The organism is Streptosporangium brasiliense (assembly GCF_030811595.1).
Classification (GTDB): domain Bacteria; phylum Actinomycetota; class Actinomycetes; order Streptosporangiales; family Streptosporangiaceae; genus Streptosporangium; species Streptosporangium brasiliense.
Window position 1 is genome coordinate 4,914,976 of the sequence record NZ_JAUSRB010000002.1, and the last position, 21,077, is coordinate 4,936,052.

18 protein-coding genes are annotated in these 21,077 nt (G+C 73.9%); 10 read left to right on the forward strand and 8 right to left on the reverse strand.

What is annotated here, in order from left to right:
- The first annotated feature begins 293 nt into the window (after positions 1-293).
- A complete protein-coding gene (locus J2S55_RS31005) occupies positions 294-2,246 on the forward strand; it encodes an APC family permease (protein WP_370879718.1) in 1,953 nt (650 codons plus the stop codon).
- Here J2S55_RS31005 and J2S55_RS31010 read toward each other — a convergent pair.
- Positions 2,194-2,730 carry a MarR family winged helix-turn-helix transcriptional regulator gene (locus J2S55_RS31010; protein WP_306868194.1) on the reverse strand — a complete coding sequence of 179 codons (537 nt, stop codon included), beginning with the start codon at positions 2,728-2,730 and terminating at the stop codon, positions 2,194-2,196. The two genes, J2S55_RS31005 and J2S55_RS31010, sit on opposite strands and share 53 nt — an antisense overlap.
- Before the next feature lie 79 nt (positions 2,731-2,809).
- Here J2S55_RS31010 and J2S55_RS31015 point away from each other — a divergent pair, with 79 nt between their 5' ends.
- Positions 2,810-3,241 carry a DoxX family protein gene (locus J2S55_RS31015; RefSeq protein WP_306868196.1) on the forward strand — a complete coding sequence of 144 codons (432 nt, stop codon included), beginning with the start codon at positions 2,810-2,812 and terminating at the stop codon, positions 3,239-3,241.
- Positions 3,242-3,478: 237 nt separating this feature from the next.
- Here J2S55_RS31015 and J2S55_RS31020 read toward each other — a convergent pair whose 3' ends face one another.
- From J2S55_RS31020 to J2S55_RS31035, 4 genes are all read right to left on the reverse strand, one after another.
- Positions 3,479-5,203, reverse strand: a complete 1,725-nt coding sequence (locus J2S55_RS31020; protein ID WP_306868198.1) for a hypothetical protein — start codon at positions 5,201-5,203, stop codon at positions 3,479-3,481.
- A 64-nt stretch (positions 5,204-5,267) separates the two neighbouring features.
- Positions 5,268-6,218 (reverse strand): carbohydrate kinase family protein, encoded by a 951-nt coding sequence (locus tag J2S55_RS31025; RefSeq protein WP_306868199.1) that lies wholly within the window; start codon positions 6,216-6,218, stop codon positions 5,268-5,270.
- Positions 6,219-6,225: 7 nt separating this feature from the next.
- On the reverse strand, positions 6,226-7,164 hold the full coding sequence (locus tag J2S55_RS31030; protein WP_306868201.1) for a pseudouridine-5'-phosphate glycosidase: 939 nt from the start codon (positions 7,162-7,164) through the stop codon (positions 6,226-6,228).
- Between the two features lie 118 nt (positions 7,165-7,282).
- Positions 7,283-8,497, reverse strand: a complete 1,215-nt coding sequence (locus J2S55_RS31035) for a YeiH family protein (RefSeq protein WP_306868203.1) — start codon at positions 8,495-8,497, stop codon at positions 7,283-7,285.
- A gap of 127 nt (positions 8,498-8,624) precedes the next feature.
- On the opposite strand from J2S55_RS31035, the gene J2S55_RS31040 reads away from it, so the two are divergent.
- Entirely contained in the window at positions 8,625-9,548 is a 924-nt protein-coding gene (locus J2S55_RS31040) for a LysR family transcriptional regulator (protein ID WP_306868205.1), read from the forward strand.
- A gap of 152 nt (positions 9,549-9,700) precedes the next feature.
- Positions 9,701-11,218, forward strand: a complete 1,518-nt coding sequence (locus J2S55_RS31045) for a phytoene desaturase family protein (RefSeq protein WP_306868207.1) — start codon at positions 9,701-9,703, stop codon at positions 11,216-11,218.
- On the opposite strand, the gene J2S55_RS31050 is transcribed toward J2S55_RS31045, so the two are convergent.
- Positions 11,207-11,779, reverse strand: a complete 573-nt coding sequence (locus J2S55_RS31050) for a TetR/AcrR family transcriptional regulator (RefSeq protein WP_306868209.1) — start codon at positions 11,777-11,779, stop codon at positions 11,207-11,209. The genes J2S55_RS31045 and J2S55_RS31050 overlap by 12 nt on opposite strands.
- Before the next feature lie 103 nt (positions 11,780-11,882).
- Between J2S55_RS31050 and J2S55_RS31055 the strand changes: the two genes are divergently transcribed.
- The 6 genes from J2S55_RS31055 (at position 11,883) to J2S55_RS31080 (ending at position 19,657) form a co-directional block, all read left to right on the forward strand.
- Positions 11,883-13,100, forward strand: coding sequence for a cytochrome P450 (locus tag J2S55_RS31055; RefSeq protein WP_306868211.1), 1,218 nt, complete (start codon positions 11,883-11,885; stop codon positions 13,098-13,100).
- An 85-nt stretch (positions 13,101-13,185) separates the two neighbouring features.
- A complete protein-coding gene (locus J2S55_RS31060; RefSeq protein ID WP_306868213.1) occupies positions 13,186-13,896 on the forward strand; it encodes a response regulator transcription factor in 711 nt (236 codons plus the stop codon).
- The gene (locus J2S55_RS31065) at positions 13,893-15,287 is read left to right on the forward strand and encodes a sensor histidine kinase (RefSeq protein ID WP_306868215.1); all 1,395 of its coding nucleotides are present in this window, start codon (positions 13,893-13,895) and stop codon (positions 15,285-15,287) included. The genes J2S55_RS31060 and J2S55_RS31065 overlap by 4 nt, the downstream gene beginning before the upstream one ends.
- Positions 15,288-15,445: 158 nt before the next feature.
- On the forward strand, positions 15,446-16,654 hold the full coding sequence (locus J2S55_RS31070; RefSeq protein WP_306868217.1) for a glycosyltransferase: 1,209 nt from the start codon (positions 15,446-15,448) through the stop codon (positions 16,652-16,654).
- Complete coding sequence (locus J2S55_RS31075; RefSeq protein ID WP_306868220.1) at positions 16,651-18,747, forward strand: ArnT family glycosyltransferase; 2,097 nt, start codon at positions 16,651-16,653, stop codon at positions 18,745-18,747. Before J2S55_RS31070 ends, J2S55_RS31075 begins: the two co-directional genes overlap by 4 nt.
- Before the next feature lie 241 nt (positions 18,748-18,988).
- Entirely contained in the window at positions 18,989-19,657 is a 669-nt protein-coding gene (locus J2S55_RS31080) for a TetR/AcrR family transcriptional regulator (RefSeq protein ID WP_306868221.1), read from the forward strand.
- 112 nt (positions 19,658-19,769) lie between these two features.
- Here J2S55_RS31080 and J2S55_RS31085 read toward each other — a convergent pair whose 3' ends face one another.
- Positions 19,770-20,030, reverse strand: a complete 261-nt coding sequence (locus J2S55_RS31085; protein ID WP_306868223.1) for a hypothetical protein — start codon at positions 20,028-20,030, stop codon at positions 19,770-19,772.
- Between the two features lie 67 nt (positions 20,031-20,097).
- Positions 20,098-20,949 carry a helix-turn-helix domain-containing protein gene (locus J2S55_RS31090; RefSeq protein ID WP_306868225.1) on the reverse strand — a complete coding sequence of 284 codons (852 nt, stop codon included), beginning with the start codon at positions 20,947-20,949 and terminating at the stop codon, positions 20,098-20,100.
- Between the last annotated feature and the right edge of the window lie 128 nt (positions 20,950-21,077).

Sequence of the window (21,077 nt, forward strand, 5' to 3'; positions counted from 1 at the left end):
CCCGCGTGAGCCGTACCGGCTGTCCCCGTCTCCGGGAGATCCGGATCCGGGAGATCCGGGGCCCGGCGGCCTGACCGGGGACCGGGGGGACCACCGCCCGCGGCCGCGGATACCGGGGGAGCGAGGTCCGGAAGCCGGGGGACGGCTCCGGGGAGCGAGGGCGGGGCGGAGCCGGCGCCGCCGGCCCGGGATCGGGGTGGCCAGGCGCCCACCTGCGGGTATGACCTCGGTGTCCTGGCCTCGGGGGAGGGGCGGGCCGAGACCCCCGCCGGCGAGCGGGGCTTCGACGGGGAGTGGCGGCATTGGGTGGGAGCCCGGACGGGGCGGGGCCGGAGGGCGCGAGCGCGTGGGGACGGCTGTCGCGGTGGCTGCTGGCGGAGCCCTCCCCGAGGGCGCACGCGACCGCGCGCGAGGAGCACCCGTGGTGGCGCGTCATGTGCCTCACCGGGGTGGACTACTTCTCGACCCTGGGCTACCAGCCGGGGATCGCCTTCCTGGCCGCGGGCGTGCTGTCGCCGGTCGCCACGCTGGTCCTGGTCGCGGTGACGCTGCTGGGCGCGCTGCCGGTCTACCGCCGCGTCGCGGCCGAGAGCCCGCACGGGCAGGGCTCCATCGCCATGCTCCAGCGCCATCTGCCCCGGTGGCGGGGCAAGCTCCTGGTGCTGGTCCTGCTGGGCTTCATGGCGACCGACTTCATCATCACCATCACGCTGTCGGCGGCGGACGCCACCGCCCACGTCATCGAGAACCCCTTCACCCCGCACCTCCTGCAGGGGCACCGGATCGGTCTCACGCTGCTGTCGGTCGCGCTGCTCGGCGGGGTCTTCCTCGGCGGCTTCGGCGAGGCCATCGGCATCGCGGTGGGCCTGGTCGGCGTCTACCTGCTGCTCAACCTGGTCATCGTGGTGGCGTCCGCGCAGCGCGTCCTCGCCCGGCCCGAGACCGTCGCCGGCTGGGAGAACCTGCTGACCGCGCACTACTCCAGCCCGCTGGCCATGATCGGGGTGGCGCTGCTGGTCTTCCCGAAGCTGGCGCTGGGGCTGTCGGGCTTCGAGACCGGCGTCGCGGTGATGCCCCTGGTGCGGGGCTCGGAGGGCGACGATCCCGAGCGTCCGGCGGGCCGGATCCGGGGGACCAGGCGGCTGCTCACCGCCGCCGCGCTGATCATGAGTTTCTTCCTCGTCTCCAGCAGCGTCATCACGGCGCTCCTCATCCCGCCGGAGGAGTTCCAGCCGGGCGGCAGGGCCAACGGCCGCGCCCTGGCCTATCTCGCCCACGAACACCTCGGAGCGGTCTTCGGCACCTGCTACGACGTCAGCACGATCACGATCCTGTGGTTCGCCGGCGCCTCGGCCATGGCGGGCCTGCTGTCGATCGTGCCGCGTTACCTGCCCCGGTACGGCATGGCGCCGCAGTGGACGGCCGCGGCCCGTCCCCTGGTGCTGGTCCTCACCGCCGTCGCGGCCGCCATCACGATCATTTTCAGGGCCGACGTCGACGCCCAGGGCGGCGCGTACGCCACGGGCGTGCTCGTGGTGATCCTCTCCGCGGCCCTGGCCGTCACCCTGTCGGCCCGTTCCCGGGGCGAGCGCGGCGGAGCGGTCGCCTTCGGCGCGATCACGCTGGTGCTGGCCTACACCACCGTCGCCAACGTTTTCGAGCGCCCCGAAGGCATCAAGATCGCGTCGTTCTTCATCGCGGCGATCATCGTCACGTCCTTCGTCTCGCGGGCCAGCCGGTCGCTGGAGCTGCGGGTGGAGGAGGTGACGCTCGATCCCGGCGCCCGGCCGTACGTCGAGAAGGCGGCCGCGTCGGGCCGGCTGCTGCTGATCGCCGACAACCCGGACGACAGGGACCACCTGGGCTACCGGGAGAAGGAACGGCGGGCGCGCGAGCTGCACCACCTGCCCTGGGACGTCCCGGTGCTCTTCCTGGAGGTGACGGTGACCGACGCCTCGGAGTTCACCGCCAGGCTCGTGGTCAGGGGCGAGGAGCGGGAGGGCCACCGCGTCCTGGCCACCCGGAGCCCGGCGGTCCCCAACGCGATCGCCGCAGTCCTGCTCCACCTGCGGGACCGCACCGGCCTCATCCCGCAGATCTTCTTCCACTGGACCGAGGGCAACCCGGTGGTCGCCCTGCTCGGCTATCTCGTCCTCGGCGAGGGCGACGTCCCCGCGCTGACCCGGGAGATCCTCAGGAGGGCCGAACCGCGTCCGGACCGCCGGCCGCGGGTCCACGTCGGCTGAGGGACGCCGGACGCCCCGGCGGCTCGTCGGCCGCCCTCATCACCGCCGCGGCCTTCGACATGATCCGCGCCATGGCCCGGAGCTCCTCGGGGGTGAGCTGGTCGATCAGGAAGGCGCGGACGACGGCCACGTGACCCGGCGCCGTCCGCTCCAGGCAGCGCACGCCCTCCTCGGTGAGCACGGCGAGGACCCCGCGTTCGTCGGAGGGGCAGGTCGTCCGCTCGACGAGCCCGAGCTTCTCCAGCTGGCCGATCTGATAGGTGAGCCCGCTTTTGGACACGACCGTCTTACGCGCGAGCTCGGTCATCCGCAAGCGCCGCTCGGGGGCGGCCGAGAGTTTGGCGAGGATCTCGTACTGGGCGTGGGTGAGCCCGGAGTCGGCCTTCAGCTGCTCCTCGACGCGCCGCTCCAGCAGATGCGTCGCGGTGACGTACGCAATCCAGGCCTCCAGTTCGACCTCGCTGAGCCATCTCGTGTCCTTCACCGCCTCATTCTACGGGTTGTTCAAATTTGAACTGACGGCTAGGGTGTGGTTCAAATTCAAACAAACAGAAGGAGTCGCCATGCTTGACCGGCTACGGTCCATTGCCCTGCTGGTGGGACGGATCGGCATCGGAGTGATCTTCTTCGTCCACGGTTGGCAGAAGTTCACGACGATGGGGCTGGGCGGGGTGACGGCCTTCTTCGACTCGCTGGGGATCCCGCTGGCGGGCGTGGCGGCGCCGGCGGTGGCCGTGCTCGAGGTCGTCGGCGGGATCGCGCTCATCCTGGGCGCGGGGCTGCCGGTCTTCGGCTCCCTGCTCGTGCTGAACATGATCGGCGCGATCGTGTTCGTCCACGGCGCGAACGGGTTCGCGGTGGACAAGGGCGGCTACGAGTTCGTCCTCGCCCTGGCCGCCGCCACCCTGGCCATCGCCTTCAGCGGCGGCGGCGCCCTCGCCGTCGACAGCCTCTGGCAGCGGCGCTCGGCCCCCGTCCCCGTGTCCGCGGCCTAGGCGGCACCCGGCGCGGACCGGTGGCCGGGCCGGCCGCACCGCGTCATCGGCTCCCCGGGCCGCGACGGGCCGGGGCCGGACGTGCGTCCGCGAGGTGTGCCCGGCCGGTCCGCGCCGTCAGGTCTCCCGGCCCCGGCGGGCGGGGAACCTCGGCGCGCGCCCGGGGCCGGGCCGTCAGGCTCCCCGGCCCCGGCGGGCGGGGAACCTCGGCGCGCGCCCCGCGGGCGGCTCCCGTGGTCAGCTGGGGAGCTGGGCGTCCAGGCGGTAGCCGTCCACGGTGACGTAGACCTGGTCGCCCGGCCGGGCGTTCAGGCGCATCAGCACCGGTTGGAGGGAGTCGAAGACCGGGTGGTCGCGCCAGACCAGCACCACCGCGTTGTCGCCGGGGCCGGTCACCGACAGCAGCGTGCCGGGACGCATGCCGAGCTGGGTGGCATACCCCTCCGGGACCGCCACCGGACCGCCCCGCAGGTGCTCGCTGGTCACCTCGATCCGCTGCCAGCGGCTGGGATCGGTGGCCGGGGTGGTCTGCGGGTGCAGCGGGGCGCGCTGGCTGGTGATCAGGTGGGGCCGGGTGTTGCCGCCGGACAGGGCCGACAGCGTGGCCAGGGCGGCGCGGGGGTCGATGGAGCCGGCGCTCACCTGCGGGATGGGCTGGCCGCCGCGGTGGTGGTGGCCGTTGGCCCCCGGTGTGCGGCGGGGGAGCTGCTTGCCGCCCTCGGAGGCGGCCTCCTGGGAGGAGGTCTCCTCCTCACGGGTGGCGGTGCTGGCCAGCGCGTCCAGCCAGGCCTGCGCGGAGTGGGTGCGGATGCCGAGCTGGTGCTCCATGAGCGCCACCACGTCGGCGTCGGCGGGTTTGCCCGCCAGCAGCTGCCGGGTGCGGTCGCGCAGGCCCCCCAGGTCGCCGACGACGAGCCAGCCGTCCTGGAGCCGCCGGTCGGGCATGAGGGTGACCAGCACCCGCCAGAGCGGAGCGCGGAGCGCGGGGACCTCGACGGGGTGCGCGGGATCGGCGCCGATGAGCTGTTCCTGCGTGGCGGCGGCGCCCAGCCACTCGGTGAGCCCGAACATGTGACCGGTGAGCGGGGCGGACTCCGAGGAGCGCAGCCAGAGCAGGACGCGCTCCTCGGCGGCGCGCTGGGCCATGGACAGCGCGTCGCGGTCGGCGTTCAGCTTGTGCGCCAGCGCGCGCAGGCTGATCGGGTCGACGGCGAACAGGCGCTCCACGGCGACCGCGCGCTCCAGCGGGCCCCAGTCGCGGAACATGTTGTCCACCAGGCGGACCAGCGGGTAGTCGCTGAGGTTGACCTGGGGCTCGGGAGCCGGCGCCTGCTGCGGCACCGGCGGCGCCTGCTGCGGCATGGACGGCTGTTGCGGCGCGGAGGGCGGCGGCACGGGCGTTTGCGACGGCATCGACGGCTGCTGCGGCATCGAGGGTGCCTGCGGCACGGAGGGCGCCTGGGGCGCCTGCTGCGCGGACGGGGCCTGCTGCTGCGCCGGGGCCGCCGCGGCGGCCGCCGCGGGCTGCTCGGTGACCACCGGGATCCGGCTGAGCACCTCGCGGAACATGGCGGTCACCACGACCTCCGGCGCGGCGGGCGCCGAGGGGCCGCTCAGGTCTCCGGTGGTCAGGCGGCGCAGCCGGGACCAGCCGCCCAGCCCGGCGATGGCCGAGCGGGCGGGCTCGGACCAGCCGGGCAGGGTGGGGTCGACCGTGTGCACGTGCAGCGCGGGCAGCACGTCGCTCAGCGGCAGGTGGTCCCAGCGGGAGACCGAGAGCCGGGCCAGCCGGTCGCAGATCCAGTCGAGCCCGGCGGCGCCGAGGGCCTTGGGCAGGGTGACCGAGGACCACCAGCCCGCAGGCAGGCGGGGATCGGCCAGGGCTTCGGCGATCTGCTGTGGCCGGCTCCAGCGCAGGGCCGGGACCAGATCACTCAGGCAGATCGATGACTCGGCATCCATCGGCGGACCGCAACCTCCCCAAAGTGACGCATGTGGCTAATGGTGCAGCCTACGCCGCAAGCTATCAATTGGTGTTAAGAGGGTAAAGCTGGTTCGTACCCAAATCAGACGCGAGGATACGGGGCCGGCCGCCTACGGCTGTAACGGCCTCGGCTCCGGCCCGGCGTCCCGCGTCCAGTGCGGTCTCGTCGTCCGCCCCTCTCAGCATGGCGGTCAACAGGCCCGCGGCGAACGCGTCCCCCGCTCCGGTCGAGTCAACCACCTCCGTGGCGATTCCGGGAACCCGAGCGGTCAACTTTCCGTTCTTCGCCATCAGCGCGCCCTGGGAACCGAGCTTCACGGCCGCCGCGCCGTACCGGAGGCTCAGCCGCTCGGCGGCCCGCTCGGCGGAGCTCTCACCGGTGAGCAGCAGCGCCTCGTCCAGGTTGGGGATGATCAGCTGGGCGGCCAGGGTCTCCTGGATGAACCGCTCGGGGCCGAAGGAGCGCAGCGGGCCGGTCGAGGCCGGGTCGACACTGATCGTGACGCCGCGCTGGGCGGCCTGGGACAGCGCCAGCCGGGACAGCTGCAGCCCCGGTTCGGCGAACAGCGTGTATCCGGACAGGTGCAGGTGGCGCACCCCGTCGAGCAGGCTCTCGTCCCAGTCGTCGATGCCGATGTGCCCGCCCGCGCCCCGGTTGGTGAGCATGGAACGCTCCCCGCTCGCGTCGACCATGGCGATCACCACCGCGGTCGGGCGGTCGGAGTCCACCCGAAGGTGGGGCCGGACCCCGACACGCCGCAGCTCGGCGGCGTGCCACTCGCCGGTGTCGAAGCCGACCCGGGTCAGGAACCGGGCGTCGGCGCCCAGATGGGCGGCCCAGGAGGCCGTGTTGGCCCCCGAGCCGCCCGGGCGCAGCACGATGTCGGCGTCGGTGTCGGTGCCGAGGGCCAGCCCGGCCAGGGCTGGCCCCCCGTGGAGTGCGACGACGTCGGTGACCACGTCGCCGATGACCAGCAGGCCTGTTCGGGTCACGGCGTCCTCAGTTTCCCCGGCTCCACGACGCCGCGATCTGCCCGGCGACGCGGGCGTTGCCCCGCACGGCGGCCAGATTCGCCTCAAGCGAGGCGCCGTCGGTGCCCCGGACCAGGTATTCCAGGAGGAACGGGGTGATGGCCTGGCCGGTGACACCCTGCCGGTCGGCCGCGGCCAGGGCCTCGGCGAGGACCCGGTCGTGCAGGGCGGGGTCGAGCTGCTCGGCCCGCGGCACCGGGTTGGCCACGATCAGCGCGGTCTCCGGGCCGCCGAGGGCGTCCTGGGCCCGCATGATGCCGGCGGCCTCGGCCGGGGTCTCGATCCGCCAGTCGACCGGCTCGCCGGAGGTGTGCAGGTAGAAGCCGGGGAACTCGTCGGTGCGGAACCCGGCGACGCTGACGCCCCGGGTCTCCAGCCGCTGCAGGGTGGCGGGGACGTCCAGGATCGACTTCACGCCCGCGCAGACGACGGTGATGCGGGTACGGCTCAGCATGTCGAGGTCGGCGGACTCGTCCTGGCTGTCGGTCCACCCGCGGTGCACGCCGCCGAGACCGCCGGTGGCGAAGATCCGGACACCCGCCCGGGCGGCCAGGAACGAGGTCGCGGAGACCGTGGTCGCCCCGCTGGCCCGCAGCGCGACGGCCGCGGGGAGGTCACGGAAGCCCAGCTTGCGCAGGCCCGGCTCGGTGGCGATCCGCTTCAGCTCGTCCGGCCCCAGGCCGACGTGGGCGACGCCGTCCAGCACCGCGATCGTGGCCGGTACGGCCCCCGCCTCGCGGACGATCTCCTCCAGCTCCACCGCGACCTCCAGGTTGCGGGGCTGGGGCAGGCCGTGCGAGATGATCGTGGACTCGAGTGCCACGACCGGGGCGCCCTGCGCCAGTGCTTCGGCCACCTCCGGGGAGGGACGGAGCACGCTGTCGATGGGCTGCTGGGTGGTACGCATGAGCTGGTTCTGTCTCCTCGTCCGGGCCGGATGGCCGCCCTGTTGGAACGATGTAAATGGGGTTCCCTGTTCCAAAGGTGCACGTTACGGGGGTTGTCGGGAGACGTCCACTTGAAGATCAGCCGATGATGACCACGCCGAGCAGTGAGATCACGCCGATGACCGCCGTGGCCATCCCGCCCAGCAGCAGGGATCGCCCGCCGCGTGCCAGCTCCCTGAGATTGACGCCTGTCCCCAGCCCGAAGAGTGCCGCCGCGAGTAACACTCCTGTCACCTCCGGTAGCGTCCGGGTTACTCCGGCGGGCACCACGCCCGTGCTCCGCGCGATCACCATCGCCAGGAACCCCGCCACGAACAGGGGGATCACCGGCGGACGCCGCCCCGCCCGCGCCGGACCCCCCGGCGCGGCCTCCGCGCCCGTACCCGCCGCACCCGCCCGGTCCCGCGCGCCGTCCCCGGCGGCGCCGCCCGCGCCCCGCGCCGTGCCCGCCGCGCCGGCCTCCGCCGTCCCGTTCTCCGGCTCCCCGGCGGGGCGGGCCGCCGCGCCGCGGCGCAGGGCCAGGGAGGTCAGCCCCACGATCGGGGCCAGCAGCACGACCCGGGCCAGCTTGACCACCACCGCGCTGGCCAGCACCCCCGCCCCGGCCGCCGCGCCGATGGCCGCCACCTGGGCGACCTCGTGGACCGACGCGCCGGCCCAGATGCCGAACTGGTACGTCGTCAGGCCGAGCAGCCGCGCGAGCAGCGGCAGCACGACGATCATGGCGCTGCCGTACAGGACCACCACGCTGAGCGCGCTCGCCACGTCGTCGTCGTCACTGTCGGCGACCTCGTGCATGGCGGCCACGGCCGCGGCCCCGCACACGGAGACCCCGGTCGCGATGAGCAGCGACCTGCGCGGGCTCACCCCGATCCGTCCTCCGATCCACCGGGTGGCGAGGAACGTGCCGCCGGTGGCGGCGGCGATCACCATGAGCGCCCGCCAGCCGAGGGCGAGCACCTCCGGCAGGGCGATCTGCAGCCCGAGCAGCACGATCGCCACGCGGAGCAGCCGGCGGGCGGCGAACCGCAGCCCGGGGCGGAACGACGGGCGCAGCCCCCCGAGGTTGGTGAGCACGACCCCGCAGGCCACCGCGACGACCGCGGCGCTCACCCCGGGGAGGGCCCGGCTCAGGGACACCGAGGCGGCCACCGCGACGGCCGTCACGCCCAGGCCGGGCAGGAGGGCGCCGATCCCGGCCGCCGCCCGCCGTACCGGCCGGGGGCCGGAGGCCGGTGGGCCGCCGGGGGAGGGGCCCGGGCCCGGATCCCGGTGGGCGGGTGCGCTCCCCACCGAGACATTCCTGTTCGTGATATGTCCGGAAGAATCAGCAAATGGGGAGAAGGCCATGATCCGAGTGTTGACGCAGGTGGGCGCGGCCAGTAGCCGTCATCTCCCTGGAAGGTCATAGCCTAGGGCTATGAGCGAGTTGCCCGATCTCGGGTCCCTGCGGCTGCTCGTCGACGTCGACCGCCTGGGCAGTCTGGGCCAGGCGGCCCGGGCGGCGGGGATCGCCCAGCCGTCGGCGAGCAAGCGGATCGCGCTGCTGGAGCGCCGTCTCGGGCTGCCCCTGCTGGAGCGGACCCCGCGCGGCTCCACCCTCACCCCGCAGGGCGTGATGGTCACGGCCTGGGCGGCGCAGGTGCTGGCGGCCGCCGAGGAGCTGATGCGCGGCGCCGAGGCCGTACGGCACGGCCGGGCGGCCCACCTGCACATCGCGGCCAGCATGACCGTGGCCGAATACCTGCTGCCGCGCTGGCTGGGGGAGCTGCAGAACCGCGAGCCCCAGGTCCAGGTGGGGCTGGACGTGCAGAACTCCGCCGAGGTGGCCAGGCTCGTCAGCGGGGGGATCGAGCTCGGCTTCGTCGAGGGGCCCTCGGTCCCGCCGGGGCTCGCCTCCCGGGTGGTGGCCACCGACCGGCTCGTCGTGGTGGTCGCCCCCGGCCATCCCTGGACGCGCCGCCGGACCGCGCTGCTGGCCGCCGAGCTCGCCGCCACCCCGCTGGTCGTCCGCGAGCGCGGCTCCGGCACCCGCGAGACCCTGGACCTCGCGCTGGCCGGCCACGCCGCCGCCGTGCCCCGGCTGGAGCTCGGCTCCAACGCCGCCGTCAAGGGCGCCGCCCGCGAGGGCGCCGCCCCGGCCGTGCTCAGCGGCTACGCCGTCGAGGCCGAGCTGGCCACCGGCCGGCTGGCGGAGGTGGCCACCCGCGGCATCGACCTCGAACGCCGCCTGCGCGCGGTCTGGCGGCGGGGCCGCACCCCCACCGGGCCCGCCGCGACCCTCCTGAAGATCACGCTGTCCGCGGCCCGGGCCGCGGAGTCCACGGCCCGGCCGGCGCCGTAGACCGATCCGCCGGTCCCGCTATATGGTGCGGAACATGGTGTCGATCGACGTACCGGGCGTGCTCCGTCCCGAGCCGCACTGGCAGACCGGTCTCTGACCGGCGGGTGCCCGCCCCGCCCCGTCGTCCCCTCACCACAACCCCGGGATGTCCCGTGTTCCGTTCTCGCTATGACGTCGTGATCGCCGGAGGCGGCCACAACGGCCTGGTCGCCGCCGCCTACCTCGCCCGGGCCGGCCGCAGGGTCCTCGTCCTGGAACGCCTCGACCACGTCGGCGGCCTCGCCGTGTCGGCGCAGGCGTTCCCCGGGGTCGACGCCCGGCTCTCGCGCTACTCCTACCTGGTCAGCCTGCTGCCCGCCAAGATCGTGTCCGACCTCGGGATCGGTGTCGAGCTGCGCCGCCGCCGCTACGCCTCCTACACGCCCGCCGGGGACACCGGCCTGCTGGTGGACGGCGGCGACGCCGGCCGCACCGCCGCCTCCTTCGCCCGGGTCACCGGCGGCACGGCCGAGCTGGAGGCGTGGCGGCGCTTCTACGCGATGACCGCCGAGGTGGCCGGGCGGGTCGCGCCGACCCTGCTGGAACCCCTCATGGACCGCGCGGCGATGCGGGACCTCGTCGGCCCGCAGGCGTGGCGGGACCTGTTCGAGCGGCCGATCGGCGAGGTCGTGGACGAGCGGTTCGCCGACGACATCGTGCGCGGCGTGGTGCTCACCGACGCCCTGATCGGCACCTTCACCGACCCCCACGGTCCGGACCTGCTGGCCAACCGCTGCCTGCTCTACCACGTGATCGGGGACGGGACCGGCGACTGGAACGTCCCGGTCGGCGGCATGGGCGCGGTCTCCGGCGCCCTGGCCGGCGCCGCCCGCGCCGCCGGGGCCGAGATCCTGACCGGGGCCGAGGTCGTCGCCGTCGACCCGGCGGGCGAGGTCACCTTCCGCGACGCGGGCGGCGAGCACACGGTCCGGGGCGGGCGGATCCTGGCCAACGTGCCGCCCGCGGTGCTCGCCCGCCTGCTGGGCACGGCCGACGGGCCCGCGCCCGAGGGCGCCCAGCTCAAGGTCAACATGGTGCTGTCCAGGCTGCCCCGGCTCAAGGACGCCGACGTGGACCCCGCGGCGGCCTTCAGCGGCACCTTCCACATCAACGAGGGCCGCGACCAGCTCGCCCGCGCCTACGCGCAGGCGGCGGCCGGGCGGATCCCGGAGCTGCCCCCGGCCGAGGTCTACTGCCACTCGCTCACCGACCCGTCCATCCTCGGCCCCGGTCTGCGGGCCGCCGGGGCCCAGACGATGACCCTGTTCGGCCTCCACATGCCCGCCCGGCTGTTCCGCGCGGACCCGGCCGGGGCGCGCGAGGCCGCGCTGCGGGCCACGATCGCCTCGATCGACCGGGTGCTCGCCGAGCCGATCGAGGACTGCCTGCTGCGCGCCCCCGACGGAACGCCCTGCCTGGAGGTCAAGACCCCGGTCGACCTGGAGAACGAGGCGGGCCTGCCCGGCGGCCACATCTTCCACCGCGACCTGTCCTGGCCCTACGGTGAGCCGGGCCGGTGGGGCGTGGAGACCGGTTCCGAGCGTGTCCTGCTCTGCGGCGCGGGCGCCCGGCGCGGTGGCGGCGTCAGCGGCATCCCCGGCCACAACGCCGCCATGGCCCTACTGGCCTGAGCCCCGCAGGCCTGAGATCAGCCGGGTCGCCACGGTCATCGCCGTCGCGGCCCGCTCCTCCTCGGTCAGCTCGGGCCCGCCCATGAGCGGGACGCTGCCCAGGATGAGCGCGATCACCGCGAGCCGGGCCTCGAACTGCTCGACGGCCCCGTCCTCGGGCGAGCTCAGCACCGACACCATCGTCAGTATGCGTTCCTGCATCTGCGCCCCGGCCGGCAGCTCGGCCATCGCGGCCTGGTTGACCTGGGCGAAACGGATGAGCGGCCGCCACTGGTCGTTCAGCAGCGCCGCGATCCTGCCCAGGATCTCCTCGCGGGCCTCCCGGGTGTGCGGCTGGGCGGCGGCCCACTCGACGAGCTCGCCGATCGAGGCGTTCAGGTCCTCGATGACGCTGGAGAGGATCTCCTCCTTGGCCTTGAAGTGGTAGTAGAGCGCCGGTCTGGTGATCTCCAGCCGCTCCGCCACCTCCCGCAGTGAGGTCTTCTCGTATCCCCGCTCGGCGAACAGCTCCAGCGCGACCTGCTGGATCCGTTCCCTGGTGTCGCTACGCCGGGCACTCATCGCCGTTCCGCCACTCCTGTGTCGCGCAGTGCTTGACGACCGCTCGAACTTTACTTACTTTCGTGTAAGTAAGCAAAGCGGCCGGTCTGTGAGGAGCAAGACTATGGCTCAGAGCTTTCCCGCAACGCGCAGCTGCCCGTTCGCGCCCCCACCGGAGTACGAAGGGCTCCGCGAGGAAGCGCCGCTGGTCCGGGCGGATCTCCCCGGCAGCCGGGTCTGGCTGGTCACCCGGCACGCCGAGGCGCAGCAGGTGCTGTCCGACCCCAGGATCAGCACCGACCCCGCCACCCCTGGCCATCCGATGGCCGCGCTGTCGCCCGCGCCCGTCTCCGAGGAGGAACGGCGGGCGCGGGCGAGGTTCCAGCAGGGCCAGTTCATCGACATGGACCCGCCCCTGCACGGCGTCTACCGGCGGATGCTCATCCCCGAGTTCAGCGTCCGGCGGATCAGGGAGATGCGCCCGGTCATCCAGGAGATCGTCGACCGGCTCCTCGACGACATGCTCAAGCAGGGCACCTCCGCCGATCTCGTCGAGACGTTCGGGCTGGCCGTGCCGTCGATGGTGATCTGCCGGCTGCTCGGCGTGCCGTACGCCGACCGCGACTTCTTCCAGTCCAGGACCCGCAGGATGGTCGGCGCCGCCCCGGAGGCCCCGCAGGACTCCATGCACGCGGCCATGGAGATCTGGGACTACCTCGACGGCCTGATCGCCGCGGCCGAACGCGAGCCCGGCGACAACCTCGTCGGGCGGCTGGTGACCGCCCGGCGGGAGAGCGGCGAGCTCTCCCACGACGCCCTGGTCGGCATGACGTTCCTGCTGCTGGTGGCCGGGCACGAGACCACCGCGAACATGATCCCGCTGGGCGTCCTGTCGCTGCTGCGCCACCCCGGGCAGCTCGCCGGGCTGTGCGCCGACCCCGGCGGCTGGCCGCTCGCGGTGGAGGAGCTGCTGCGCTTCCACTCGATCGTGGACTGGATCGCCTTCGACCGGGTCGCGACCGAGGACCTGGAGATCGGCGGCCAGGCCGTACGGGCGGGGGAGGGCATCTTCGTGCTCGGCGCCTCGGCCAACCGCGACCCGCGGGCCTTCGAGCGCCCCGACGAGCTCGACCTGCGGCGTGGCGCCCGCAACCACGTGGCGTTCGGGTACGGCGTGCACCAGTGCCTGGGCCAGAACCTGGCCCGTGCCGAGCTGGAGATCGCGTATCGGACGCTCTTCGAGCGGATCCCCGGCCTGCGCGTCGTGGGGGACGTCGAGGAGCTGCCGTTCAAGTACGGCGGCCCGATCTTCGGCCTGCACGCGCTCCCGGTGGCCTGGTGAGCGTGCGGCGCGGCGGCGTCCCCACCGGACGGACTCCGCCGAGGGCGTTCATGGGGCTCTCATGATGAGCCTCTAGCGTGGGGGCATGGGTGACGGTGAGGCGGCACGCGTGCTGGTCGTGGACGACGAGCCCGCGCTCAGGGAGGCGCTGCAGAGCAGCCTTGAGTACGAGGGATACCGGGCCGGCCTGGCCTGCGACGGGCAGGCCGCGCTGGAGATCCTGGAGCGTGAGCCGTACGACCTGGTCCTGCTCGACGTGATGATGCCCCGTCTCGACGGGCTGACCGCCTGCCGCAGGCTCCGGGCCTCCGGCAACCACGTGCCGGTGCTCATGCTCACCGCCCGTGACGCCGTGGGCGACCGGGTGTCGGGGCTGGACGCGGGGGCCGACGACTACCTGGTCAAGCCGTTCGAGCTGGACGAGCTGCTGGCCCGGGTCAGGGCGCTGCTGCGGCGCGGCGCCCTGTCCGCGCCCGCCGCCGCCGGCGACGACGGCGTGCTGGCCCACGGCGACCTGCGGATGGACACCGCCAGCCGTGAGGTCACCCGCGCGGGCGAGCGGCTGGAGCTGACCCGGACCGAGTATCTCCTGCTGGAGCTGTTCATGGTCCACCCCCGCCAGGTGCTCACCCGCGAGCAGATCCTCAGCGAGGTGTGGGGCTTCGACTTCGAGCCGTCCTCCAACTCCCTCGACGTCTATGTCATGTACCTGCGCCGCAAGACCGAGACCGCCGGGCGTCCCCGGCTGATCCACACCGTCCGGGGCGTCGGCTACGTGCTGCGGACCTCCCCGTGAGCGGACGCCGCCGCTCCCTGCGCTCCCGGCTCACCGTACTGATCACCGTGGCCGTGGCCCTGGCCATCGCGGCCTGCGCCGGGACGTGCTGGCTCGTCGTCCGCGACCAGCTCCACACCCAGGTGGAGCGGACGCTCCAGGGCCCCCCGAGGGGAGGCCCGCCCGGACAGGGGCCGAAGGACCGGGACGCGTCCAGGATTCTCGAGATGTGCGCCGCGGGGCGGACCTCCCCCGTCGGCGGCGACGGGCTAAGGCCCTTCGTGCCCCTGGTGCAGCTCGTCTATTCGGACGGCCGGCGGTGCGTGCTGGGCCAGACGGCGGTCGCCGTGACCGGGGCGGACCGGGAGGTGGCCGCCGGCGGGCCGGAGCGGCCCAGGCTGCGCGACGGCGTCACCGACACCGGAGAGCCGGTGCTGGTGCGGACCGAGAACGTCGCGCCCGGCGTCGCGATGATGGAGTCACGGTCGCTGGCCCAGATCGAGTCGACCCTGACCTGGCTGGCGGGCGTCCTGTCGGGGGTCGCCGCGCTCGGCGTCCTGGGCGCGGCCCTGGCCGGCCTGCTCATCTCCCGCACGGCGCTGCGCCCGGTCGGCCGCCTGACCGAGGCCGTCGAGCACGTCGCCAGGACCGAGGACCTGGGCACCAGGATCCCGGTCGAGGGCACCGACGAGATCGCCCGGCTCGGCACCTCGTTCAACGCGATGACCAGCGCGCTGGCCGGGTCCCGGGAGCGCCAGCGGCGGCTGATCGCCGACGCCGGGCACGAGCTGCGCACCCCGCTCACCAGCCTGCGCACCAACGTCGACCTGCTGCTGCGCAGCGAGAACACCGGCCGCCCGCTCGCCCCGGAGCCCAAGCGCAGGCTGCTGGCCAGCCTCAAGGCCCAGTTCGAGGAGATGTCCACCCTGGTCGGGGACCTGCTGCAGCTCTCCCGGCCGGAGGACGAGCACGAGCCGCACGTCGAGGTCGCCTTCCACGACGTGGTCGAGTCGGCCGTGCGCCGGGCCCGGCTCCGCGCCCCCGACACCCCGATGGAGGTCGGCCTCGGGCCCTGGTACGTCCACGGGGACCAGGCCGCGCTGGAGCGGGCGGTGGTGAACCTGCTGGACAACGCGGTGAAGTTCGCCACCGGCCCGGTGACCGTACGGCTGCGCGACGGCGAGCTGACCGTGCGGGACCACGGCCCCGGCATCCCGCATGACGAGCTGCCCTACGTGTTCGACCGGTTCTGGCGGTCCTCCTCGGCCCGGAGCATGCCCGGCTCCGGGCTGGGGCTGGCCATCGTGGCGCAGGCCGTACGGGAGGCCGGCGGAGAGGTCGCCCTGGAGAACGCCGCCGGCGGCGGGACCCTCGCCCGGATGCGGCTGCCCGGCTCCGCCGGCCGGAGCTGACCGCCCCTCCCCTGAAATCCCCGTATACCAGTCGTTTCCAAGAGCCTCCGATCATCCTGGGGTCCCTTCGGTTTTCTCACGGGGCCTTAATGGTCGCCTCAGGTCCAGTCAAGATCACTTCAGGAGCCTGAGCCCATGAGAGATCCGAGTCGCTACTCATGGGGGGAAGCGTGAAGCAGTTGACGGCACCGCCACGCACCCGGCTGGTCGAGATCGTGGTCCCCGTGCACAACGAGCAGCGGGTGCTCGCCGAGAGCGTCCGCCGCCTGCACGCCTACCTCACGGGCACCTTCCCGTACGGCTTCCGCATCACGATCGCCGACAACGCCAGCACCGACGCCACCTGGACGATAGCCGCCGGCCTCGGCCGCGAGCTGCCCCACGTGCGCGCCGTCCACCTTGACGCCAAGGGACGGGGACGGGCGCTGCGCCGGGTCTGGTCCGGCAGCGACGCCGACGTGGTCAGCTACATGGACGTGGACCTGTCCACCGACCTGGACGCCTTCCTGCCTCTGGTGGCCCCGCTGCTGTCGGGCCACAGCGACCTGGCCATCGGGACCCGGCTGTCCAAGGGCGCCAACGTGGTCCGCGGGCCGAAGCGGGAGTTCATCTCAAGGAGCTACAACCTGCTGCTGCGCTCGGCGATGGGCGCCGGCTTCTCCGACGCCCAGTGCGGCTTCAAGGCCGCCCGCACCGAGATCGCCCAGGCGCTGCTGCCCGCCGTCGAGGACGAGGAGTGGTTCTTCGACACCGAGCTGCTGCTCCTGGCCGAACGGCACGGCCTGCGCATCCACGAGGTGCCCGTCGACTGGGTGGACGACCCCGACAGCCGGGTGGACATCGCCAGGACGGCCATGGACGACCTGCGGGGGATGGCCAGGGTGGCGCGGAAGACCCTGTCGGGAGCGGCCCGCATCCCGGTGCCGCCACGGGTCCAGAAGGCCCGGCTCCCCGCCGGCATGGCCCGGCAGCTGCCCAGCTTCGCCCTCATCGGGGTGATCAGCACGCTGGCGCACCTCGCCCTGTTCGTCACCCTGCGGCTGGTGGTGCCCGCCGTGGTCGCCAACGCCGTGGCCCTGCTCGTCACCGCCGTGGCCAACACCGCCGCCAACCGCCGCTTCACCTTCGGCGTCACCGGCCGCGCCGGAGCCCTCCGCCAGCAGCTCGAAGGCGGCCTGGCCTTCCTGATCGGTCTCCTGCTGAGCACCGGCGGCCTGACCCTGCTCGGCCACCTCATCCCCGGAGCCTCGGCCACCACCGAGATCGCCGCGGTCGTCGCCGCCAACGCCCTCGCCACCCTGGTCCGCTTCCTCCTGCTCCGCGCGTGGGTCTTCAACCCCCGGCGCACGAAGGAGGCCGCCCGATGACCTCCCGCACCTCCGGCCCGGCCGGGAGCCGTGCGGCGGGATCCGGCGCCGCCGTGCGGCGGGCGCTTCTCGGCGCCCCCGGCGACCCGCGCTGGGCCCGGCCCGGCCTGTGGGGCGTGCTCGCGCTGGCCGCCGTCCTGCACCTGTGGGCCCTCGGCCGCAACGGCCACGCCAACGGCTACTACTCCGCCGCGATCCTGTCGGGCACCCAGAGTTGGAAGGCGTTCTTCTTCGGCGCCCTGGACGCCGGATCGTTCATCACCGTCGACAAGCCCCCGCTCGCGCTGTGGGTGATGGGGCTGCCGGCGCGGATCTTCGGGTTCGGGACGTGGAGCATGCTCCTGCCCCAGGCCCTGGCGGGCGTCGCCGCCGTCGGCGTGGTCCACTCGGCCGTACGGCGGGCGCTGCCCGGCCCGCCGGGCCACGCCGCAGGCCTGCTCGCGGCCCTGGTGATGGCGCTGACCCCGATCACGGTCGCCATCAACCGGGACAACAACCCCGACACCGTCCTCGTCCTGCTCCTGGTCCTGGCCGGCTGGTTCTGCCAGGAGGCGGTCCGCACCGGCCGCACGCGCACGCTCGTCGTGTCGGCCGCCCTCGTCGGCCTGGCCTTCAACACCAAGATGCTCCAGGCATACCTGGTGCTGCCGGCCTTCGCCCCGGTCTACCTGGCCATGGCCCCCGGCTCGGTGCCCCGGCGGCTCGGCCGCCTGCTCGCGGCGGGCGTCGCCCTGGTGGTCTCCAGCGCCTGGTGGATGGCGATCGTGGACCTGTGGCCCGCCTCCGACCGCCCCTACATCGGCGGCAGCACCGACAACTCCGTCTGGGACCTGGTCATCGGCTACAACGGTCTCGGCCGCGTCTTCGGCGGTGGCGGCGGGCGCGGCGGGGGAGGGGGCGGGTTCGGCGGCGAGCCGGGGGCCGGGCGCCTGTTCAACGACATCATGGCCGGGCAGATCTCCTGGCTCCTGCCCTTCGCCGCGGCCGCCCTGGCCGCCGGGCTGATCCTGGCCGGCCGCCACCGCCTGCGCGGCACCCGCGTGGCCCTGCTGCTGTGGGGTGGCTGGCTCGCGGTCCACTACGTGGTCTTCAGCTTCTCCAGCGGCACCTTCCACCCCTACTACTCCACCGCCATGGCGCCGGCCGTCGCCGCCCTGACCGGGCTCGGCGGGGTGCTGCTGTGGCGCGCCTACCAGGAGTCCCGGGCCTGGGCGTGGGCGCTGCCGACGGGCGTCGCGGTCACCGGGGCCTGGGCCTTCACGGTGCTCCGCCGTACGCCGGACTTCGTGCCCTGGCTGGCCTGGGCGGTGGCCGCGGTGGCGGCGGCCGCGGCGGCCGGACTGCTCCTGGCCCGGCTCGGCCGGCGGCTCCGGCGGCGGGTCGCCGCGGTCGCCCTGCTCGCCGGGCTGGCCGCGGGCCTGGCCGGGCCCGCCGCCTACGCCCTGACCCCGCTCGGCTCGTCCGTCAACGGCACCAACCCCACCGCAGGGCCCGCAGGGGCCGCCGGCATGCGGGGACCGGGTGGTTTCCCGGGCGGGTTCCCGGGTGGGTTCCCCGGAGGAGGCCAGGCGGGCGGCCGGGGCGTGCTCCCCGGGGGGCTGCCCGCCGATCTCCCGGAAGGTCTGCCCGGCGGCCCCGGGACGGGCCTGCCCGACGGGTACCGGCGGGACGGGCAGCAGGGCCCGCCGGCCGGGACGCGGGGCGGCCCCGGCGGGGCCGTGGACCGGGAGCTGACCGAGTATCTGACGGACAACCGGGGTAGCGCGACCTGGCTGGTGGCGGTGGGCAGCGCGCAGAGCGCTTCGTCGGTCATCCTGTCCACCGGCCTGCCCGTCATCGCCATGGGCGGCTTCACCGGCAGCGACCCGGCCATGACCGTGGACCGGCTCAAGGATCTCGTCTCCTCCGGGCGGCTCAAATATCTGCTGCCGGGCGGCGACCGGGGCGGCCCCGGCGGCCCCGGCCCCGGCCCCGGCGGTGGCGGTGGCGGTGGCTCCGAGGTGACCGCGTGGGCGCAGGCCAACTGCACCGCCGTCGCCCCCTCCGAGTACGGCGGCGCGGAGGGGGGCCAGACCCTCTACCGCTGCGGCTGAGGTCCGCCCCCGGCCATCCGGGACTCCGCCCACGCCGCTACGGGGCTCCGCCCGGACCCGCGGTGCCGGCCGGGAGTCCCGTGTGGCCGGAAGCTTCGCGTGCCAGTGGCGGGGAACCCTGCGCGGCGGGGCCCGTCTGCGGCCCCGGCGCCGCAGGCGGGGGACGGCCGGATGGCCGGTCAGTGGTGGCAGGGGCCCGCGGTGCCGCACCGGCGCGCCCGGACGCCTGTAGTCTTGCGCCGTGCACAGCGGAGGGGCGCGCGGCAGCCGCGCAGACCAGGCGGACCAGCGTCGCGCGGAGCTGCTCGAAGCCGCCCGGCGGGTCGTGCTCGAACGGGGGCTGGCGAGCACCCGCGTCGCCGACATCGCCAAGGCGACCAACGTGAGCGGTGGGCTGATCCACTACCACTTCGCCACCAAGGACGATCTCATCACCGAGATGCTCCGCAGCACCAGCGAGTCGGAGGTCCAGCGGCTGAGGGAGATCGCCGCCGACCCGGGGACCGCCGTCGAGCGGCTGGACCGGGTCCTGCGCTTCTACATCCCGGCCTCCCGGTCCGACCAGAGCTGGATCCTCTGGCTCGACGCCTGGGCCGTCGGGGTCCGCGAGGCGCACATCCGGGCCATCCTGCTGGAGCTGGAGGGCGCCTGGATCGAGATCCTCGCCGAGGTGATCGCGGGCGGTGTGGCGGGGGGCGAGTTCGTCTGCGACGACCCTCAGGGGGCGGCCGAGCGGATCGACGGCATGCTCGACGGCCTGGTCGTCCGTTACACCCTGCACGCGGGGAACATGTCCCGCTCCCGGCTCCTGCACCACGCCCGGGTCGCCGCCGCCCGCGAGGTCGGTCTCGACCCCGCGATCTTCCCCGCCGAGCCGCTCGCCGACCAGCCGGCCCCCTCGGAGCCCTGACCCCGTCCGCGGTCAGCGGGCGGGCCGCTCCCCGGTCTCCCGTGACGCCTCACCGGCCCCGCGCCTGTCCGGGCCGGCGCCGCCTCGGCCGGGCGGCGTGCCGCGGCGGTGCTCAGGCCGGCATCGCGGCGAGCAGGAAGGCCAGACGCGCGGCGGCGCCCTCGATGTTGTCTGTGCTGCCCAGCCGGTAGCCCCACGAGGTGATGAAGCCCCCGTCCGGCGAGCATGTCACGGTCTCGACGAGCGTGCTGCTGAACCGGTTGCGGACGCTCACGTAAGCGGGGTCCCCCAACGACATCCTCTGCACGCAGAGGTCGGCGTGCCGCCGCGTGGCAGTGGCGAACCTCTCCAGACAAGACAGCGTGTCCAGCATCGTGCTTCACCTCCGTCTGGACAGAGAATTGCACGATCTTGGGAGGTTAATCAAGCAATTGCGGGGATTAATCCGAGGATTGTCGTGCGAAGTCCTCCAGGACCCGGACGATCACCGCCCGGGCCTCCTCCCGGAAGGCCGCGACCTCACCGAACTCCTCGAAAGCCCGCTCGTAGAAGGCGATGTCATCGGGGTCGCGCAGGATCAGGTCCCGGGTCCTGGTGGGCACCGCGACCTGGTCGCCGTCGTAGATCCAGAAGCCGTTGAGCAGCGCGGAGGGGAGGGGGGCCTCGAAGGGGACCACGCCGAACTCCACGTTCGGCAGCGCGGTCACGGCCAGCAGCCGGTCCAGCTGGCCGCGGAGCACGTCCAGCGGGGCCAGCCGGTAGCGGAGCACGGCCTCGGGCAGGATGAAGCGGAACTTCTTGGTCTGGTCGTAGAGGATCTCCTGGCGCTGCATCCGCACCCGGATGGCGGCGTCGATCTCGTCGGGCGCGTTGTAGAGGCGTTTGATCCGGGTGAAGATGCTCCGGGCGTACTCGGTGGTCTGCAGCAGGCCGATGACCACCCCCGGCTCGAACACCCGGAACAGCGTGGTCCGCATCTCCAGGTCGCGGATGTCCTCCTGGAGCGCGGCCAGCCCGCTGCGGTGCCGCTGCCGCCAGGAGTCCTGCCGCTCCAGCAGTCCGGAGGCCTGGTCGATCAGCTCCTCGACGACCTCGGGGGCGGCCTGCACGGCCCGCCCCCACTGGGTGATGTCGTCCTCGGTGGCGGTCTGGCGGGCGTTCTCGATCCGGGAGACCTTCGAGGGCTGCCACCGCAGCCGCTCGGCCAGCTCCTTGCCGGACAGGTGGGCCGCCTCGCGCAGCTGCCTGAGCTGCATGCCCAGATCGCTCCTGACCTGCTGGAACCCGCTCACCCGTTCTCCTTCGCCGGCCGCGGGGGCAGGGTGCGGCGGTGCCCGCCGGCCCGCTCGCTCACGCGACCTCCCGTTATGGTGCGCATGAGGCTAGACCCGGGTGGGCGGCTCATGCCATAGGAGTCTCC

Coding starts and splice junctions, on each gene's coding strand:
- J2S55_RS31015 (WP_306868196.1), top strand. CDS start 2,810: ATGCTTGACCGGCTACGGTCCATTGCCCTGCTGGTGGGACGGATCGGC.
- J2S55_RS31020 (WP_306868198.1), bottom strand. CDS start 5,203: ATGGATGCCGAGTCATCGATCTGCCTGAGTGATCTGGTCCCGGCCCTG.
- J2S55_RS31030 (WP_306868201.1), bottom strand. CDS start 7,164: ATGCGTACCACCCAGCAGCCCATCGACAGCGTGCTCCGTCCCTCCCCG.
- J2S55_RS31040 (WP_306868205.1), top strand. CDS start 8,625: ATGAGCGAGTTGCCCGATCTCGGGTCCCTGCGGCTGCTCGTCGACGTC.
- J2S55_RS31050 (WP_306868209.1), bottom strand. CDS start 11,779: ATGAGTGCCCGGCGTAGCGACACCAGGGAACGGATCCAGCAGGTCGCG.
- J2S55_RS31055 (WP_306868211.1), top strand. CDS start 11,883: ATGGCTCAGAGCTTTCCCGCAACGCGCAGCTGCCCGTTCGCGCCCCCA.
- J2S55_RS31060 (WP_306868213.1), top strand. CDS start 13,186: ATGGGTGACGGTGAGGCGGCACGCGTGCTGGTCGTGGACGACGAGCCC.
- J2S55_RS31070 (WP_306868217.1), top strand. CDS start 15,446: ATGGGGGGAAGCGTGAAGCAGTTGACGGCACCGCCACGCACCCGGCTG.
- J2S55_RS31075 (WP_306868220.1), top strand. CDS start 16,651: ATGACCTCCCGCACCTCCGGCCCGGCCGGGAGCCGTGCGGCGGGATCC.
- J2S55_RS31085 (WP_306868223.1), bottom strand. CDS start 20,030: ATGCTGGACACGCTGTCTTGTCTGGAGAGGTTCGCCACTGCCACGCGG.